21 protein-coding genes are annotated in these 18,006 nt (G+C 38.0%); 12 read left to right on the top strand and 9 right to left on the bottom strand.

The window, feature by feature from the left end; all coding sequences use genetic code 11:
• Window positions 1-25 precede the first annotated feature (25 nt).
• Both metG and AAEY62_RS03725 read left to right on the top strand, forming a co-directional pair.
• On the top strand, window positions 26-2,047 hold the full coding sequence (gene metG, locus AAEY62_RS03730) for a methionine--tRNA ligase (protein WP_350634605.1): 2,022 nt from the start codon (window positions 26-28) through the stop codon (window positions 2,045-2,047).
• Window positions 2,048-2,168: 121 nt separating this feature from the next.
• A complete protein-coding gene (locus tag AAEY62_RS03725) occupies window positions 2,169-2,816 on the top strand; it encodes a bifunctional 4-hydroxy-2-oxoglutarate aldolase/2-dehydro-3-deoxy-phosphogluconate aldolase (RefSeq protein WP_101163616.1) in 648 nt (215 codons plus the stop codon).
• 81 nt (window positions 2,817-2,897) lie between these two features.
• On the opposite strand, the gene lepB is transcribed toward AAEY62_RS03725, so the two are convergent.
• Complete coding sequence (lepB, locus tag AAEY62_RS03720; protein WP_007582535.1) at window positions 2,898-3,548, bottom strand: signal peptidase I; 651 nt, start codon at window positions 3,546-3,548, stop codon at window positions 2,898-2,900.
• A gap of 183 nt (window positions 3,549-3,731) precedes the next feature.
• On the opposite strand from lepB, the gene AAEY62_RS03715 reads away from it, so the two are divergent.
• The gene (locus AAEY62_RS03715) at window positions 3,732-4,232 is read left to right on the top strand and encodes a fasciclin domain-containing protein (RefSeq protein WP_007582534.1); all 501 of its coding nucleotides are present in this window, start codon (window positions 3,732-3,734) and stop codon (window positions 4,230-4,232) included.
• A gap of 81 nt (window positions 4,233-4,313) precedes the next feature.
• Here AAEY62_RS03715 and AAEY62_RS03710 read toward each other — a convergent pair whose 3' ends face one another.
• The 3 genes from AAEY62_RS03710 to aceK all read right to left on the bottom strand — a co-directional run bounded on the left by AAEY62_RS03710 (window position 4,314) and on the right by aceK (window position 7,427).
• Window positions 4,314-4,565 carry a DUF2999 family protein gene (locus tag AAEY62_RS03710; RefSeq protein ID WP_024590429.1) on the bottom strand — a complete coding sequence of 84 codons (252 nt, stop codon included), beginning with the start codon at window positions 4,563-4,565 and terminating at the stop codon, window positions 4,314-4,316.
• Between the two features lie 62 nt (window positions 4,566-4,627).
• Window positions 4,628-5,590: a zinc-binding dehydrogenase gene (locus tag AAEY62_RS03705; RefSeq protein WP_350602735.1), complete on the bottom strand. Its 963-nt coding sequence runs from the start codon at window positions 5,588-5,590 to the stop codon at window positions 4,628-4,630.
• Window positions 5,591-5,654: 64 nt separating this feature from the next.
• Window positions 5,655-7,427, bottom strand: coding sequence for a bifunctional isocitrate dehydrogenase kinase/phosphatase (gene aceK, locus AAEY62_RS03700; protein WP_350634604.1), 1,773 nt, complete (start codon window positions 7,425-7,427; stop codon window positions 5,655-5,657).
• Window positions 7,428-7,808: 381 nt separating this feature from the next.
• Between aceK and AAEY62_RS03695 the strand changes: the two genes are divergently transcribed.
• The 6 genes from AAEY62_RS03695 (at window position 7,809) to AAEY62_RS03670 (ending at window position 11,463) form a co-directional block, all read left to right on the top strand.
• On the top strand, window positions 7,809-8,756 hold the full coding sequence (locus AAEY62_RS03695) for a LysR family transcriptional regulator (RefSeq protein WP_008138369.1): 948 nt from the start codon (window positions 7,809-7,811) through the stop codon (window positions 8,754-8,756).
• 306 nt (window positions 8,757-9,062) lie between these two features.
• Entirely contained in the window at window positions 9,063-9,395 is a 333-nt protein-coding gene (locus AAEY62_RS03690; protein WP_155945820.1) for a hypothetical protein, read from the top strand.
• Window positions 9,396-9,482: 87 nt separating this feature from the next.
• Window positions 9,483-9,932 carry a hypothetical protein gene (locus AAEY62_RS03685; protein ID WP_350634603.1) on the top strand — a complete coding sequence of 150 codons (450 nt, stop codon included), beginning with the start codon at window positions 9,483-9,485 and terminating at the stop codon, window positions 9,930-9,932.
• Window positions 9,916-10,359: a GNAT family N-acetyltransferase gene (locus AAEY62_RS03680; protein ID WP_024590424.1), complete on the top strand. Its 444-nt coding sequence runs from the start codon at window positions 9,916-9,918 to the stop codon at window positions 10,357-10,359. Before AAEY62_RS03685 ends, AAEY62_RS03680 begins: the two co-directional genes overlap by 17 nt.
• A gap of 29 nt (window positions 10,360-10,388) precedes the next feature.
• Window positions 10,389-10,595, top strand: a complete 207-nt coding sequence (locus tag AAEY62_RS03675) for a hypothetical protein (protein ID WP_008169332.1) — start codon at window positions 10,389-10,391, stop codon at window positions 10,593-10,595.
• A 436-nt stretch (window positions 10,596-11,031) separates the two neighbouring features.
• Entirely contained in the window at window positions 11,032-11,463 is a 432-nt protein-coding gene (locus AAEY62_RS03670) for a hypothetical protein (RefSeq protein ID WP_007582519.1), read from the top strand.
• A 12-nt stretch (window positions 11,464-11,475) separates the two neighbouring features.
• On the opposite strand, the gene icd is transcribed toward AAEY62_RS03670, so the two are convergent.
• Window positions 11,476-12,744: an NADP-dependent isocitrate dehydrogenase gene (icd, locus tag AAEY62_RS03665; RefSeq protein ID WP_024590423.1), complete on the bottom strand. Its 1,269-nt coding sequence runs from the start codon at window positions 12,742-12,744 to the stop codon at window positions 11,476-11,478.
• 187 nt (window positions 12,745-12,931) lie between these two features.
• On the opposite strand from icd, the gene AAEY62_RS03660 reads away from it, so the two are divergent.
• On the top strand, window positions 12,932-13,735 hold the full coding sequence (locus AAEY62_RS03660; protein ID WP_197101918.1) for a M61 family metallopeptidase: 804 nt from the start codon (window positions 12,932-12,934) through the stop codon (window positions 13,733-13,735).
• Here AAEY62_RS03660 and AAEY62_RS03655 read toward each other — a convergent pair.
• Window positions 13,732-14,283, bottom strand: coding sequence for a hypothetical protein (locus tag AAEY62_RS03655; RefSeq protein ID WP_350602725.1), 552 nt, complete (start codon window positions 14,281-14,283; stop codon window positions 13,732-13,734). The genes AAEY62_RS03660 and AAEY62_RS03655 overlap by 4 nt on opposite strands.
• 370 nt (window positions 14,284-14,653) lie before the next feature.
• On the opposite strand from AAEY62_RS03655, the gene AAEY62_RS03650 reads away from it, so the two are divergent.
• Both AAEY62_RS03650 and AAEY62_RS03645 read left to right on the top strand, forming a co-directional pair.
• Window positions 14,654-14,821, top strand: coding sequence for a hypothetical protein (locus AAEY62_RS03650; RefSeq protein ID WP_002961566.1), 168 nt, complete (start codon window positions 14,654-14,656; stop codon window positions 14,819-14,821).
• Between the two features lie 139 nt (window positions 14,822-14,960).
• The gene (locus tag AAEY62_RS03645; protein WP_101163609.1) at window positions 14,961-15,803 is read left to right on the top strand and encodes a transporter substrate-binding domain-containing protein; all 843 of its coding nucleotides are present in this window, start codon (window positions 14,961-14,963) and stop codon (window positions 15,801-15,803) included.
• Between the two features lie 84 nt (window positions 15,804-15,887).
• On the opposite strand, the gene AAEY62_RS03640 is transcribed toward AAEY62_RS03645, so the two are convergent.
• The 3 genes from AAEY62_RS03640 to AAEY62_RS03630 form a co-directional block, all read right to left on the bottom strand.
• Window positions 15,888-16,469 (bottom strand): YceI family protein, encoded by a 582-nt coding sequence (locus AAEY62_RS03640; protein ID WP_007582505.1) that lies wholly within the window; start codon window positions 16,467-16,469, stop codon window positions 15,888-15,890.
• 1 nt (window position 16,470) lies between these two features.
• Window positions 16,471-17,022 carry a cytochrome b gene (locus AAEY62_RS03635; RefSeq protein WP_101163608.1) on the bottom strand — a complete coding sequence of 184 codons (552 nt, stop codon included), beginning with the start codon at window positions 17,020-17,022 and terminating at the stop codon, window positions 16,471-16,473.
• 145 nt (window positions 17,023-17,167) lie between these two features.
• Window positions 17,168-18,004 (bottom strand): segregation and condensation protein A, encoded by an 837-nt coding sequence (locus AAEY62_RS03630; RefSeq protein WP_101163607.1) that lies wholly within the window; start codon window positions 18,002-18,004, stop codon window positions 17,168-17,170.
• Window positions 18,005-18,006 lie beyond the last annotated feature (2 nt).

The following is an 18,006-nucleotide window of genomic DNA, read 5'->3' as shown; positions in this document are numbered from 1 at the left end:
GTTTTATCCTCAATTCGGAATGATTATGACGCAGCGAAAGATCCTGATTACCAGCGCATTACCTTATGCAAATGGCCCTACTCACTTAGGTCATTTATTGGAATATATTCAAACTGATATTTGGTCACGTTTTCAAAAACTACAGGGCCACGAAGCTTATTATGTTTGCGCAGACGATGCCCACGGCACACCAATTATGCTTAATGCGCAAAAGCAAGGGATCACGCCTGAAGAAGCGGTAAAACAAGTCAGCATAGAGCGCCAACGCGACTTTGCTGACTTTAATATCAAATTTGATAACTACCACAGCACACACAGCCAAGAAAATAAAGAATTAAGCGAGCTTATTTATAACCGCCTAAACGATGCCGGTCATATTAAAAAGCACACTATTTCGCAATTATTCGACCCTGAAAAAGGTATTTTCTTACCCGATCGTTTTGTAACAGGTACTTGCCCAACGTGTAAGTCTGAAAACCAAAACGGCGACAGTTGTGATTCGTGTGGTGCTACATACAGCCCTACAGATTTAATCAACCCACGTTCTGTAATGTCGGGCGCTGAGCCTGTACTTAAAGATTCTGAGCATTACTTTTTTGACCTGCCAGCATTTGAAGGCATGCTAAAAGAGTGGTTACACTCGGGCACTATTCAACAAGAAATGGCTAACAAGCTAGACGAATGGTTTACCGATGGCCTGCAGCAGTGGGATATTAGCCGTGATGCGCCTTACTTTGGTTTTGAAATTCCAAATGCACCGGGCAAATACTTCTACGTTTGGTTAGATGCACCTATTGGTTACATGGCGAGCTTTAAAAACCTATGTGATAAAAAAGGCATCAACTTTGATGAGTTTTGGGCTGAAGGTTCAGACGCTGAGCTTTATCACTTTATTGGTAAAGACATTATCTACTTCCACAGCTTATTTTGGCCAGCAATGTTAGAAGGCGCTAACTTTAGAAAGCCAACTAACGTATTCGCTCATGGTTTTGTTACTGTAAATGGCGAAAAAATGTCTAAATCAAAGGGTACGTTTATTAAAGCGCGTACTTATTTAGATAACTTAAACCCAGAGTACTTACGTTACTACTACGCAGCAAAATTAAGCAGCGGTATTGTTGACCTTGATTTAAACCTAGAAGACTTTGCACAACGCGTAAATTCGGACCTAGTAGGTAAAGTAGTAAACATAGCGAGCCGTTGTGCTGGCTTTATTACTAAAAAGTTTGATGGCAAGCTAAGCAGCACAATTATGCAACCAGAGCTGTTAGCAGAGTTTCAAGCGGCTGCACCTAGCATTACAACACACTACGAAAACCGCGATTACAGCCGTGCAATTCGCGAAATAATGGCGCTTGCCGACAAAGCAAACCAATTTATTGATGGCGCAGCACCTTGGGTATTAATTAAAGACGAAACTAAGCAACAAGAAGCACACGAAGTGTGTTCTCTTGGTCTTAACTTGTTCCGCGTTTTAATTACTTACTTAAAACCAGTGCTACCAGAAATGGCCGACAACGTACAAGCATTTTTAAATGACGACCTTGCATGGGACGGCGTTCAAAGTGCACTCGTAAGCCACCCTATCAATAAATTTAAACCGTTAATGCAGCGTGTTGAAATGGATAAAGTAAATAAAATGGTTGAAGAATCTAAAGAAAGCTTAGCGCCAAAAGTAACTATTGACCCTAACAGCCCACTTGCAAAAGAGCCGATTAGCGACGAAATAGAATTTGATGACTTTGCAAAAGTAGACTTACGCGTAGCTAAAATTGCTAAAGCAGAGCACGTAGAAGGCGCTGATAAACTACTTAAGCTAACACTTGATTTAGGCGGCGAAACTCGCCAAGTGTTTGCAGGTATTAAATCAGCTTACGCACCAGAGGATCTTGAAGGTAAGTTAACCGTTATGGTCGCTAACCTTAAACCTCGTAAAATGCGCTTCGGTATGTCTGAGGGCATGGTATTAGCAGCAGGTCCTGGCGGAAAAGAAATTTATATTCTTAACCCAGATGACGGCTCAGAGCCTGGTATGCGCGTAATGTAATATTACTCATACAATAAAAACCGCTGATACATCAGCGGTTTTTTTATGGGCTTCCCTATTTGCTTTATAAGCATTATTTAAATAATATCAGTGTATTAAAATATTTTTTAGATCAACAACCATGACCAGCAACCTTGATACCCAAAGACTAAATACCAGTGCGCTAATCAAGCAATATAAGTTACTCGCAATCTTACGCTTAAAACAACAAAGCGACGTAGCACCATTAATTGATTGTTTAGTTAATGCGGGCATAAACGCACTCGAGATCACCTCAAATACACCGGGCTTTGAGCAAGAAATAGCAAAAGCACGCGCAGCTCATAAAAACGCACTTATTGGTGCAGGCACAATAATTAACACCACCCTTGCTCAGCAAGCAATTGATGCAGGCGCGCAGTTTATTGTAACGCCAAATACCAACAAATCGGTTGTCGAACTTGCCCACCAGCACGGGTTGCCAGTATTAATGGGCGCGCTAACACCTACCGATGTAGCAAATGCAATTGAATATAAGGCAGACATTATTAAGGTATTTCCTGCAGGCAGTATGGGCGTTGGTTACTTTAAAGCATTAACAGGTCCATTTTCAGAAGCACAATTAATACCTGTTGGTGGTGTGAATTTAGATAATTTATCACAATGGTTTGAAGCAGGTGCTTGTGGCGCGGCAGTAAGTGGCGATTTTTGTAAGGTATTAAATACCGAACAAGAGCGTAGCCACCTTACCAAGCTTGTAAAAAAATATATAAGTAAACTGCCTAAATAGGCAGTTTATTTTATTTATAAAATAGCCAAATGTGCGCTCATAAAATTTGATTGGGCGCTATACAAAATTAATTACTACTAATTAATTCAGCTTTTTCAATACGCGATCTTTTCTTGGTAGGTAATAATTATCGTAATCAAGTGACACTATAACGCGCTCTGCTTTTCCTAATAACTCGTTACGCGGAATTAAACCTATGACACGCGAGTCAGCGCTATTGTCGCGGTTATCGCCCATTGCTAAGTAATAATCATCAGGAATTGTAATTGCATCAAACCCCGATAAACGTGAAGGAATATTTGCCACTCTTATCGAATGCTCTAATCCGTTTAAATCTTCAATTTTATCAAGCGAGTCTATGTTGCTTCGCTGATCTGCATAATTAAGTTTTTTACCATTAATAATGAGCTCATTATTTTCAAGCGCAACGGTGTCTCCTGGCACACCAATTACACGCTTAATTAAACGGTTATCGGCAGCTTGTGAGTCAAAAACAATAATATCACCAGCTTGTGGATCCGCTAATTTAAGTAATTTTATGTGCGTAAATGGGACGCGAATATCGTAGGCCATTTTATCGGTAAGTATTCTGTCACCTTCTTGAATGGTCGGTTTCATTGAGCCTGTTGGTACTTCGTACCAATCGGCAACAGCGCTTCTAAATACGCTCATCAGTGCAATAAATACGATAAGAGAGCGGTTATTTTTCCAAAACTTATAAACTAATTTCATGCCTATTCCCTTCAATTGAACAAGTCTTTAATTAAGTAACTGTTTATATGACTTTGCTAATTAGCTGCAGTTCAATCAATGATGTAACAAAACATGTTGACTACTAATTTTAATTGATCGATTAAATTTAGAGCGTCGTAACATTTAACGAAACCAACGGGTATTAACTTAAAGGAAAATAAAATGTTTAAGAAAATTACTACTGCATTATTGTTTACAACTGCAAGCCTTGGATTTACTACAATGGCTTATGCTGATCATCATGGTATGAAAAAAGACGTTGTTGAAGTAGCCGTTGAAAATGGTTCGTTCACTACTCTTGTTGCTGCTGTTAAAGCCGCAGGTTTAGTTGAAACACTGCAAGGTAAAGGACCCTTTACTATTTTTGCACCAACAGATGCTGCATTTTCTAAATTACCTGAAGGCACTGTAGAAATGTTACTCAAGCCTGAAAACAAAGATAAGCTAACGGCGGTATTAACTTATCACGTAGTGTCTGGAAAAGTGATGGCAGCCGATGTAATGAAGGTAGATAGTGCGAAAACACTACAAGGCCAATCAGTTATGGTTAAAGCCGACAGCATGGGCGTAATGATAAATGACGCTAAAGTTGTAAAAGCTGATGTAAAAGCAAGCAACGGCGTAATTCATGTTATCGACACAGTACTACTTCCAAAAGAGTAGTCATAAAAGAATAAGCCAACTAAAAAAGCATAAGTAAATACTTATGCTTTTTTATTTATTTTTGTTTCATGACATAACAAATTATTGATTTAGTTTTTCTTTCGCTTCTCTTACTTTTTCAAAATCTAAACCAAGTTCGTCAGTCGCTTCTTTAATAAGGTGCGGTTGAGTCATTACGACTGCCATTAGTTGCTGTAGTTTTTCTGGCGGAATACCAAGCTCTTGAACAAGCGCCATTGCCATCATTGGGTTTTGAGTAAACGCTTCAAACAATGCTTTTACTTTTTCGTCGCTTACATTGTGCTCTTTAAGTATTGCTAGTATTGGATTCATTATTAAACCTTAAGTGTTTTTTATAGGGCTTAGTATATGGGCTAAACCCTAAAATTAAAGAGTTACTCTACAAGTAAAACAACTTTACCAGCATTTTCATTACGCTCTAAAATAGCATGAGCTTCGTTTGCGTCGCTCCAAGGCAATGTTTTATACAGGTTAAAGTCGTACTTTTTAGTGGCAATATCATTGTAAAAACGCGCTACAAAGTCGTCGCGCACCTGGCGTTTAAACTCAATACTACGATTTCTAAGCGTTGAGGCATGAAACGAAATACGTTTGCGTAAAAGCGCGGCAAAATCAACCTCTGCAAAACGTCCATCTAAAAATGCAAGCATCACAATTTGGCAATCCATCGCTGCAATAGCGGCATTTTTATTTAAGTAACTACCCGAAACAGGATCTACAATTGCATTTGCTGTTAACTCATTTGCTTTCATATATTCTACAAAGTCGGTGGTTTTGTAGTTAATTGCATGATCGGCACCGAGTTCTTTTGCGTGTTGGCATTTTTCATCCGTACCGGCAGTAATAACTACGGTAGCACCTGCGCTTTTAGCCATTTGAATTGCTGCACCGCCCACACCACTGGCACCTGCATGAATAAGCGCTGTTTGCCCTTTTTGCAATTTACCAAGCTCAAATAACGCGCCAAATGCTGTTAGGTACACTTCGCTTATTGCAGCGCCTTCAGCCATTGTTACATCATCGGGTAATTCCATAAGCTGTTTTGCATCAACGGCTACATATTCACTGTAAGCGCCACCAGAACACAAGGCAAAAACACGTTTATTAAGCCAAACTCTATCGACTTTACCGCCAATATCGCTAACAACACCGGCACACTCTAAACCTAAAATAGGGCTATCTCCCGCAGGGGCCGGGTATTTACCTTGGCGCTGCATACTGTCTGCACGGTTTACACCTATTGCTGCAACTTTAACAAGTACTTCATGGCTCTTTAAAACCGGTTTTTCGGTTTCACTAAATGCAAGATTACCATCTTCATGAGAAATATATTTCATTGTTGCTCCAAGTTTAAAAACTGTAATAACATATAGATGGGGATGAACACAGATCCAAACAACCTCAAAAGCGCCAACTTTGTTTGTAAGGATAAACATCGGGTAGATAACCATTGTGTACTTGTTGCTGACAACCTTGCCAAAACTTCGCTAAAAACAAGTTACTGTGCTCATTATTAAAATAATTAAACGCAATCTCGTTGGCGCTAAAAAATACCTTAAATTGGCTCGGAAATATATCGTTTTCAGCTATATCAAAATACGAGTTACTACTTAGCTCTTCAAGTGCATTTTGGGTTTGTGGCACCTCTCTAAAGTTGCAATCGGTTAGTGGGCAAATTTCGTCAAAGTCGTAAAACACCACTCGCCCCCATCGCGTTACGCCAAAGTTTTTCATTAGCATGTCGCCCGGAAATATATTAGCACCGGCTAATTCTTTAATTGCTTTACCGTAGTCATGCATCACTCTCTCTAAGGTTTTGTTATCGCATTGGGTAATATATAAATTAAGCGGGGTCATTTTACGCTCAACATAAACGTGCTTTAAAATAAGTGCCTTGCCCGATATAACCATGCTGCTACCAATTTGGCTTTTCATCTGCTCAAGCAGCTCGTCGCTAAAACGGCTTAAATCAAACGCTAAATATCTAAATTCGTGTGTGTCTACCAAACGACCAACCCTATCGGCTTGTTTTACAAAGTTATACTTTTCTTTCACTTGTGCTTTGGTGGCTGTTTTTGGCGCACTAAATTTGTCTTTAATTACTTTATAAACGTAATCTAGCCCTTCAATAGTAAATACCAGCATTACCATACCTGGCGTCCCTGGTGCTGTGACATACTTGAAGTTGGCTGGACTATTTTTAGTCGTATCAACCTTGTGCCGATAAAACTCAGTTTTGGCGTGCTTTATAAAACCAATGGCGTTAAATAACTCAAAGCGTTGTTTGTGTGGCATTAACACACTTAAGTAATCTACATAACGTGCGGGCTTATCGGTATCAACCATAAAATAGGTGCGTGCAAAACCAAATAATAAACTTAATTGATCGGCGCCCATCATTACAGCATCAAGCTTTAGTCCCTCATCGGTATTTAAAATAGCGATAGCAAAAGGCATATTGTCGCCATTTTTAGCAATGCAGCGCCCAATTAAATAACAGGCTTTGTTTCTAAAAAATAATGAGTTGGCGTATTCAATATACCCATCGTTTAAATTTATAAGTTCGTACACCTGTTTGCATTGCTGCTTAGCGCCTTGCATTAACGTACTTTGTAATGTGGCTACATCGCGTTCTAAATGACTAAACGGCACTCTAAATACTTGATTAGTAATAAGCGTTTTAACGGCGTTATTAAACCCATTATGTAGCGATACCCTGCTCACTAAGCTTTCATAAGAGCGTGGCTCACTACGATACTTTGCTTTTAATACAAACAAATGCACAGTACGAATTTTTTTATCGTCCCAAATTGCCCCAAACGTTGAGTTAAAAAAGGTATGCGCAATGGGTTTATTTTCGTGATTTTGTACCATATCGCCGTAAATATTTTTAGCTAACTGCCACGTTTGCGGGCAAGTAAGTTCAGCGTAAGCAATAACTCTCACGGCTTCACTCACGTTTTTTACTTCGCGCTCATACACTTGTAAACGTTCACGCATAGCACTTTGTACACTGTGATACTGTCGTTGCTCAAACCGGCTTTGTGCACCCAGTGTAATATTTAAAAATTGCGAAAACATCGCCTCAAATCCAGCAAAAACAGATCGTGCAAGCTTACTGGCTACAACGTGTTGTAGCGCATTATTAGATTGATTTGTTAGCCTATTTTGCATAAATACAGCACTTATATTGATGCCAGTTATGGCGGTTATTTTTTATTAATTGTTTACACCTTAGCAAGCAGGCTTTAATTTAGATAATTAATAAAGCATATAAATAGAATTTATTGGGCGTATTGACCTTTCGAGGTTAATTTTTCAGCCGTGTATTTGGTTTTTAAGCAAGGCAAAGTACATGTAGTGTTGTGACTCCCCATAAATGTACTTTAACGCTGTATAAAGGCCAAATACACACTGCCCATAGGGTTCTTTCTAGGGACAATTAACTCTTTGTTGCTCGATTTTTACTTAGCCCACTAGGTGGCAAACCTCACGCCGCGATTAAATCGCCCCTAGATTGAACAAATTTCAACCCTGAAAGGCCAACACGCCCATATGAATATAAGAAATGTCGATCTTAACCTTCTCGTTTATTTAAATGTGTTAATAGATGAAAAAAGTGTGTCAAAAGCTGCAAATAAACTTGCTCTTACGCAACCGGCTATGAGTAACGCATTAAAACGTTTGCGCGATTTATTTGACGACCCGCTACTTGTGCGTGCCGCAGGCTCTATGACGCCAACGGCAAAGGCACTTGCATTAAAGCCCGAAGTTGAGGCCCTATTAAAAATGGCTGAAGCTATTACGCAGCCTAGTGAGCAATTTAACCCTACAACCGCTGAAGTTACCTTTAGAATAATGGCAAACGACTACATAGAGTCGACCTTAATAGCCCCTTTTATAACTGCGCAGCTTAGTAAAAATCCAGGTATTAATTTTGATGTATTAAGCCCAAGCGACGTAAACCTGCAAGACATGGAAAAAGGCACTATTGATTTAGCAATAAACCGCTTTAATGGCCTACCACGCTCGTTTCATCAAGCCAGTGTATGGCGAGATAACTACTGTTGTTTAACCCATCCTAAAAATACATTTTTACAACAATCAGGGTTAGACGACTACTTACAAAAAGAACATATTTGGGTAAACCGTGCAGGTTGGGGGCCGGAGGCCGCTGTTACTAATAAATCGGGAAAGCAAAAATTAGGCTGGGTAGACGAAGCGCTTTGGCAACTAGAACAAACCCGTAAAATACGTGTTTTTACTCGCCACTACATGGTCGCAAGCCTGCTTTGCCAATCAGAGCAACTTATTGCCACCCTACCGCGCAGGCAAGCTAAGCTATTAACCTCTCATACTGATTTAGTAATCAGCCCTGTACCATTTCAAATAGTGCCTATTGAAGTAAAAATGATATGGAGCCCACTGCTGCACCATGCCCCTGCACACCAATGGTTAAGACGTGAGTTATTAGCGTTTGCTAAAACGATTGCAGATAGGTAATTAAGAGCAAACCTTTAATTAGCACTCAAGAGCCTAATGCGAGTGCCTGTGCTATGTACTGAATCATCTGATTTTGAGCTAATAGCTTGGTTAGCATTTTAAATACATTGAGTTAAAAACTACCTAATGAAAAAGCTAGAACTCAAATACAATGTTCGCTAAAGAATTGAATCAAAATAGGTACTGCGTTATTCTTAATTAGTAATATAAAGCCAATAACTTTAGATACTCGTTATCAAGAACCTACGACATATTAAAAAATGGAATTATATGTACCAATACTTATATTTAAAGTGTTCACTTATAATGAGCAAGGCCACTAAAATTAGCTTTCTTCCTTTCTCTAAAGTTGAAACTGATAATTTAAAAACCCTCTTATTTACTGCACGACTTTTTGTTTATATAGCTCTTGCATACTTTTTGAATGGGTTAGGTACTTTTTTATATGATGTTCATGAAGTTGTTAATTTATACAACTTTGAACAAACTTGGAGCGTAATATTTACAAATATTCATCAGACTCTACTATTGAAAAAATTATTATGGGAGATGTTATTTAGCGCTGCTATATTAGCGACTGGAGGTATATTGGCTGCAATAGTTTCATTCGAGCTTAAATATGAAAGTAAAAGTGACTAACCTCAAGTCTTTGCTACATTAAAATAAACTTAATCGGATTATAAAAATACCATTAAATAACAACAACTTAAAAATCTTGCTGTGTAAATGTTATTTAAGAGCCTTTTAAGGAAGATTATTATAAATATTGATTACTCTGCTTATTCACTTAGTGAATTAAACGAAGCACTTGAAAGTATTGACTCACATAAATATCCAGAGAACTATAAACGACTTAAAGATGAATTAGCTAAACCAAATCGTAACGAGCCGAAATCTGCGCAACAAATAGTAATAGCTGAAAATAACACTAAGAAAATAAGTAAAGCGCTCCTGTGTATTGTTTTAGGTTTGTTTATTCTTTTACGCAGCTATTTTAATTACGAAAGTGGTGTCATTTATAAGAGATACAATGAGCCGGCAGTGGCATCTTTAGAAAGTAACCCGAAAAAGTTTTATTTATTTCTTTTTTTCACAATTGGTGCCGGAGGTTTTATTACGGCATATGGTATTCATACTTTATTTTCTAAAAAAGAAGACAATGATAAACAAACTTAATAATAAGAATACTGCAAATATAATTTTTGCTGTCTTTCAAAAATCCTATGCTATTGAGGCTAAACTGATCGGCGCGCATAACTTTCCTCCTTTAACACGTAATACTGAAGATATTAAAAAGTCAGAAACAACCTTTTATGGCTACAGCGAAAATGAATGCTTAGCAGCAGTTATAGAAGTAGATATAAACAACGAGTTTTTAGATATTTGTAGTTTAACCGTTGATCCTAGCTATTTTAAAAAAGGTATCGCAAGTAAGCTAATAAATTATGTTCTAGCAATGGGTGATTTATCTCATGCAAGAGTTGAGACTGCAGTTGCTAATACTCCTGCAATAAATTTATATAAAAAGCATGGTTTCGTGGAATTCAAAAGATGGACTCCTTCACATGGTATTGAAAAGCTGGCTATGTCGGTTGTAATTTAAATCAGTATTTCAAAATAGGTAATTTATAAATGGATAGTGCATCAATAATTGCGTGGAGTGTTTTGTTTGGCGGCATAGGTATTGGCTACCTTACTTACGGGCGAAGAAAAAAAGCCGTAGTGCCACTTTGTATTGGTTTGTCGTTATTGGTTTTTCCGTACTTTATGACCAGTGTTAGTATGCTGCTGATTGTAGGCGCTATTTTAGTGGCTATTCCCTACTTTATTAAAATTTAACATTGCTATTGCTATTGTTATTGTTATTGTTATTGTGACGGCTAAATAAAATACACGCGAAAAATAAAAAAGCGCCACGGTATTCAACTTTGGGAAAATACCGTGGCGCTTTTGGAAATCGTCGATATAGGAATCTACCTACAGTGTATTATTAGCAAGCTTAGTACCAACTTCATAAAATAATTAAAATTCAATGAAAACAATTAACTAAGATTCCTTCTTTATTCCTCAACTCCTCCCCTTGTTCCAGTTTTGTGCACACCTTCACCGCATTGCACCAAATTAATTAGTATTATTTAGATATGTTTTCTATTTTTTATTTAGTTTTTAAACTTACTATTGATAAAATCAATATCAGTTATTGAAAACAACAATTTTATTAATAATACACTTAGCGCTAGAGTGAAGTTAAGCCAACAAACTAAGAGTAATTATTATGACAACAACTTCTTTCACACGCCAAGACGGATTATTCATCGATGCTAACTTACATCAGTTCATTGAAGAGCAGTTATGCACTAAAGCTAACACCACTGAAACTTACCAAGCGTTAGCTACTTTAGTTGATGAGTTTGGTTGCAAATGCCGTAAAACAAAGCACCAACCAGATGATGTATTAGAAGTTGATACATTATTAAACGCATACCAACTTAAAAATCATCCACTTTGCCATGTTGATGCACAAACTACGGAAGCCGTTTTAGACGAATATTGCTGCCAGGTTCCTGCAATTATTGTTGTTGCGTTAATGGATACGCTTAGTGGTACGCAGTGCGATGAACCCCAAGCACATGAGATTTACCATCGTGCAGCGCAGTTAACCAACCGCCCTTGTATGCACAGAGTAAAAACTGCCTCAGCAGCTTAATAATGAATGTATTTAAAAGTGCTCGATAACCTTCTTTGCAAAGCCAGTACAAGTTAAGGTTGTCGAGTTATGAATACTTGAGTTATCGCTCTGCTCTTGCGCTAAATCAAAGGTTACTTCACCGCTTTTAAATGTTTGCTCTAACGCATTTTCTATGAGTAATGCGGCTTCGTCCCATCCCATAAATTTAAGCATTAATACCGCACTTAAAATACTACTGCTGGGGTTTGCTTTATTTTGCCCTGCTATACGTTCAAACGTGCCATGTGTAGGCTCAAAAAATGCGACATCGTTATTTAAATTTGCAGCGGGCATTATGCCAACACCGCCAACTTGTGCACTGAGCATATCCGCTAAAAAGTCACCATTTTGGTTAGTAGTCACCACTACATCAAATTGCTCTGGATGCATTAAACATTGTTGCAGCATGTTGTCGGCTATGACTTCTTTAATAATTAAGGGCGCTTGGTGTGTTCGCTCTATTTGCAACCAACGCCCATTTTCATGTGCGGTGGCATTAAACTCGTTTTGTGCAAGTACAAACCCCCAACGCTTAAATGCCCCATCGGTAAATTTAAGTACATTACCTTTGTGCACTAGTGTTAATGATTCATTATCGTTTTTAAGTGCATAGTTAATTGCAAAGCGCATTAGTCGCTCAGAGCCTTCTTTAGATATATTTTTAATACCAATTCCGCACTCTTGTGAAAACCTTAAGCGGGTTACGCCCATTTCCTCACATAAAAAATCGAGCATTTTTTCGCTTTCTACACTGCCTGCTTGCCACTCAATACCTGAGTACACGTCTTCGCTACTATCACGAAGCACTGTTATGTTTGTTAAAAAAGGGTTTTTTAAAGGAGAAGGGAGTGCACTAAAGCCTTTTATAGTGCGCATATTTACAAACAAATCCATTTCTTGCCTGAGTGCAACATTAAGAGATCGAAAGCCACCACCCAGTGGTGTGGTTAACGGCCCTTTTATGGCAATTTTACAGGCACGTACCGCGTTAATTGTTTCTTGCGGAAACCAATCACCGTCATACAGCTTTGCGGCCTGCTCGCCATTATAAACCTGCATCCAATGAATTTTCCGTGCACTTTTATAACAATACTCAATTGCACTATCAACAACATGGCGCATTACAGGCATAACATCTAGACCCACGCCATCGCCATCAATAAAGGCAATTATAGGTTCTAACGGTATTTGCCAATGTCCTTGTGCATCAATAGTGATATTTTGGCCGTGCTCAGGAACGTGAATATGCTGATACGTCATGGCTAAACCTAACTTAAAATAACGATTAATTGATTAAACCATGCTTAGCTAGGAGTGTCTGTATTTGTACTTTTATAGTTACTATCATTTTAAAAAATAAAGAATTAGGCGTGATTATTTATCCATTTAGTTGGTCTTGTATATTAAGCCTGGCGTACCAGTTATTAAATTACAGTGGAGCATTTTAATGAAATTCTTTTTTGTACTGCTACTATCAATCAGCTCTTTTAACGTATTAGCCGTTGAAGTGGTCATACATAACCTTAGCTCGCTCTCAAGTAATGCTCAAAATACGGTGTCTACATGGGTTAATCAAAGTGTTGAAAAAACACAAAATACACTGGGACCTTTAAAACAAACCACATTGCCTATTTATTTAAAACCGCAATACTTTGCTTTTGAGCCTGTACCTTGGGCTACAGTTAAGCGCAATAACCCCGATGGGCTTGAACTACATATAGATCGCTATGCCAGTTTAAATGCATTCACTAAAGATTGGACGCTATACCATGAACTTTCGCATTTATATTTGCCGCTACTTCCTTACTCCGGTTTTTGGCTAAGCGAGGGTTTTGCCAGTTATATGCAAAACGTAATAATGCGTGACAGCGGTATAATTACCCAGCCGCAATTTGTACAACGTTTAAATGCTGGATTTGATCGTGCCCGCCTGCAAACTAAAACTAAAACACAGCCACTTAATGAGCTCTCTGCCGATATGTGGAAACAACGCGCCCAGCAACGTGTTTATTGGACGGGTGCGGCTTTTTTTGCACAGGCCGATTTGGAGCTACAAAAACAAGGTTTATCTGTCGCGGGTATAATAAAACAATATCAAGTATGCTGTAGACCCGCTCGTTCTAGTGCGAAAACCTTTATAAAAGAGTTAGATAAGCTATCCGGTAGTAGCGTTTTTACAACGCTGTATGCAAAATATAATACCCGCACCGATTTTCCTGATATTAGTAAAGAGCAGCTAAACACGCTTTAACGGCTGCTCTGCTTTATATAGTTACTATATTCAACCAGCCCTTGCGCATCAAAATTGGTTGAGTACTCGTTCATAAAACCATGCAAAAAATTGGTTTTATAGCACTTAACATCCGCTTTGGTGCTTAAAGCTTTAATAACTTCATCAACATTAAAGTGACTCTCACTTGCTGGAAATATGAACTCACAGGGTACTTTTGCGCTTAAATTTAAATTATGTCTAATTTGCGACGGGTAAAAGCCAATTAACTTTTTAAGGTGTGTATTGCCTGTTAATAACTGTGCCCGCCATGCTGCACTTGCCCCTGCACTAAACGCAATACACGTCGTTGGCAATTTTAAACTCTCAAAGCATTTTTGAAGTTTGTCGGTGTATTTATCATGGCCACAGTGCTGTATGAAATTATTGTAACTATCTTGTTCACTTTCAATAGCTTGAAACTTGTTATTGTAAGGGTCAATAATCACTAAATTTGAACTAATTGCCTGTGATAACTTCCTTAAAGCAGGGGTTAAACCATAAATATCACTCACTATTAGGTAATTCATACTTATCCTTTGGTAACTAAAAATGGGCTTTGTAAGCAGTTGATAAGATTTATTATAAATATTTTTACAAAAATAGCTTGCACACAATTTATATATAAGTTACCTTCCCTCTCTGGTTTAAAGAAACCGCCGCGGTTAACCATTTACCCTGATCCAGTAAGCCCCGCAAAACGTATATTTGAAAGCTAAGTTATTGTACGGCGAGAACCCCTTGAATAATACCGAGATGATTTTTTACTATCATCGCAAAAGTGTCATAAAGATCGTCAACACTGTAATGAAGCTAAACACAACATCGTTAATTTATTAACTGCAATTTGCTATAAAAATATAGCGCAGAATAAATAACAAGAATAAAGTGAGTTTTATTATGTCTTATAAATATAATGGGTCTATGATCCAAATCGCACATCCAGTGCAATCAATTTCAGTAAACAAACATCGTGTAATCTTTAGTGATACACAAGGTTTAAAAAATGCATTGTTTCAAAAAGCGAGTGATGCACGCCAGTTTGTTAAGTGGCTAAAAGCTAACTAAGCAACACATAACTTTAATTGCCCTTTTATTATTGCAATTATTGATAAGATATTATGCCAGCCTCGTTGCTGGCATTTTACTTTTTAGCTCTTTATTGGTTACAATAGTTTTACAATAATAATTACTGGCAGCTGTTGTAATGCTCCGTATATTTTTAACTTTCTTACTTTTTTTCTGTCTGACCTCAATAGGCAATGCTAGAACCATAAACTGGCTAGCGCACGACTTTGCACCCTATTATATTTTAAATGGTCAATATCAACACCAAGGCCGTGACGAAAGCATAATTTCATTACTTGAAAAACAACTTCCTAATATTACCTTTAACCGCATGCTTATCCCTTCAGGTAAAGTAATCCAAGAGCTATCTAATACTTCAAATAATGTTTGTGCGTTATCGCTTTATAAAAATGATTACAGAAAAGAGCATATTTATTTTACAGAGGAGAGCTCAACAACGGGCCTCTCGCCTTCAATAGCAATGCACAAAAGACTCGCCAAAGCGCTAAATATAGCGGAATCAAAAGAAGTATCACTATTAGATTTAATACAAGATAAAAAACTAACTCTTGGGATCTCTATGAGCCGCTCTTATGGCCAAGAGATAGATACATTGATAAACAGTACGCCTAATATAGATTTAGTAATTAGACCCACTCGCGATAGCCTAGCGAGCCTCACATATATGCTTAACCTAAAACGAATTGATATTTTGCTGGGTTACCCAAGCGAGCATTACTATTTAGCTAAATCAATGCACTTTGAAGAGAACTTAACGCAGCGTCCATTAACCGAATCACCTGCGTTAAGTTATGGTTTTATTGGCTGTACTAAAAACAAGCAAGGCGCAGAAGACATTGCTATTCTTAATGAGCAGCTTAAAGTTATTAAAAAAACGCAGGCTTATAATGATTTACTCATGCGCTGGTTGCCCGAGCATTTAAGGCCGCTATTACAGTCACGTATTAATAGCGCAAAATAAGCAAATTCGAAGTCGCTTAATTTGAGTTTCTGTTAAGCAAAAAAAACGCCACAGTAAGTGGCGTTTTTATATTTAATAATGGTATTACTGACGAACGCCTTCTATTGATAAAATAATATCAACATGAGTAGATGCAGGTCCTAAGTTGTAATCAATACCGTAATCGGTAAGTTTAAGGCTGGTTTCGCCCTCAAAACCTACGCGGTAGCCGCCCCACGGATCTTTACCTTCGCCCACTTTATCTATTTCAAAGGTAATAGTGTTTGTTACGCCGTGCAGCGTAAACTCACCGGTTACATCAGCCTCTTCGCCGTCTTCATCAAATTTAATACTCGTGCTTTTAAATGTCGCTTTTGGGTATTTATCTACATTTAAAAAATCTTTACCATGTAAATGCTTATCGCGCTCTGCATGGTTAGAGTCAAGACTTGTGGTATCAATGTTTACCATAATTTTTGACGCATCAGGGTTTTTAGCATCGTAACTAAATGTGCCGTCAAAAGTATTAAAACGACCATATAACCAGCTGTAACCTAAGTGTTTAATTTTAAAGTTAACAGATGCATGCCCGCCTTTTGTATCAATTACATAATCAGCTGCATTGGCGGCTGTTGCCGATAACATCATTGCAGCCGAAACGGCTGTGCTTACTAATAATTTTTTCATTTTAATCATCCTTTAATGGTTTGATCATTCTAATTAAGGTTTTATCTTTATCGATAAAGTGATGTTTTAACGCCCCTAGTGCATGCAATACTGCAAACCCGATTAATGTGCACGCGCCGTAATAATGTACTTTTCCTGCAATATCGGCTTGGTCATCAAAGGCAAAATCAAGCGCTGATACATTAAATAAAGTAAATACTTCTATTGGACGCCCGTCTGCGGTTGATATTAAATACCCTGCAACAACAATAACAGCCAAAATAATATACATAGCAATATGCGCCGTATGCGCTAATTGGTTCATGCCTTTACTCTCACCTAATGGTTTAGGTTGTGTAGATAAAGCACGCCATAAAATTCTAAATAAAAATACGGCCACAAGCGTAATACCAATACTCTTATGTAAATCGAGTGAACCTTTATACCAGCTATCGTAATAAGTAAGCTCAACCATATATAAACCTAAACCAAACAGGCCAAAAATAGTCACCGCCATGAGCCAATGTAAAATAATAGCGACAAGTCCGTAAGATGAAGGTGTATTTTTAAACATGTGTAACTTCCTATAATGCTATGACGTTACAATATAGTGCACAGCCATAAATGAAAATAACATTTACAAACACTTTACGTGCGTATACGCACAGAACTTTGATAATTAAAGTTAGTTTTAGAAGTTGAGGATTAAACAGATAAGTTTATAGGGTGGATTGTTCGCTTAAGCTGACATAAATTAAGCTCTCAGGGCTCACTTGCAAACAGGTAACAAGCCCTTCTTTAATGAGCTCAAGCATAGCTATAAAACTAACCACTACACCACTTCGCCCTTCATTTGGGGTAAAAAGCGCATTAAATACCAATGCCGAGTTTGCTTGCGATAGTTGCTGTAATATTTGGCTCATTCTCTCTCGGGTTGAGAGTACTTCGGCAGTAATTTGATGATGCTCAAACGTTTTTGCTCGCGCCATTACATCACTCAACGCCAGCATTAAGTCTTTAAGTTCAATATCGGGGAGATTTTGACTTGTATCTTCACTTATTGGCATAGCGGCATGCGCTATAAAAATATCACGACCAACACGGGGAATATCGTCGAGGTTTTCGGCGGCTTGTTTAAACAGCTCATACTCTTGCAGGCGTTTAATAAGCTCAGCGCGAGGATCTTCTTCCTCTTCAAGCTCTTCGTGTACAGGTAATAATAAGCGCGACTTAATTTGCGCAAGTAACGCAGCCATTACTAAATATTCGCCAGCAAGTTCGAGTTGAAACTCGGTCATCATTTCTACATAACTTACGTACTGCTCTGTAATACTAAAAATAGAAAGCTCGAGTACATCAAGCTTATGCTTTTTAATTAAATAGAGCAGTAAATCGAGCGGGCCTTCAAAGGTTTCTAATATTATTTCGAGCGCGTCAGGTGGAATGTATAAATCTTCTGGTTTGTCTACAACCGCTTTACCATGCAAAAAAGCCAGTGGCAGCTTTTGCTGCACTGGCTTTTCACTATTTTTTGTATTCGCAGTGCTTTCGCTCACTC

It is taken from the genome of Pseudoalteromonas sp. GW168-MNA-CIBAN-0100 (assembly GCF_040309225.1).
GTDB classification, from domain to species: domain Bacteria; phylum Pseudomonadota; class Gammaproteobacteria; order Enterobacterales; family Alteromonadaceae; genus Pseudoalteromonas; species Pseudoalteromonas arctica.
The sequence above is the reverse complement of the archived record's forward strand: the minus strand, read 5'-3'. Positions and strand labels throughout refer to the sequence as shown.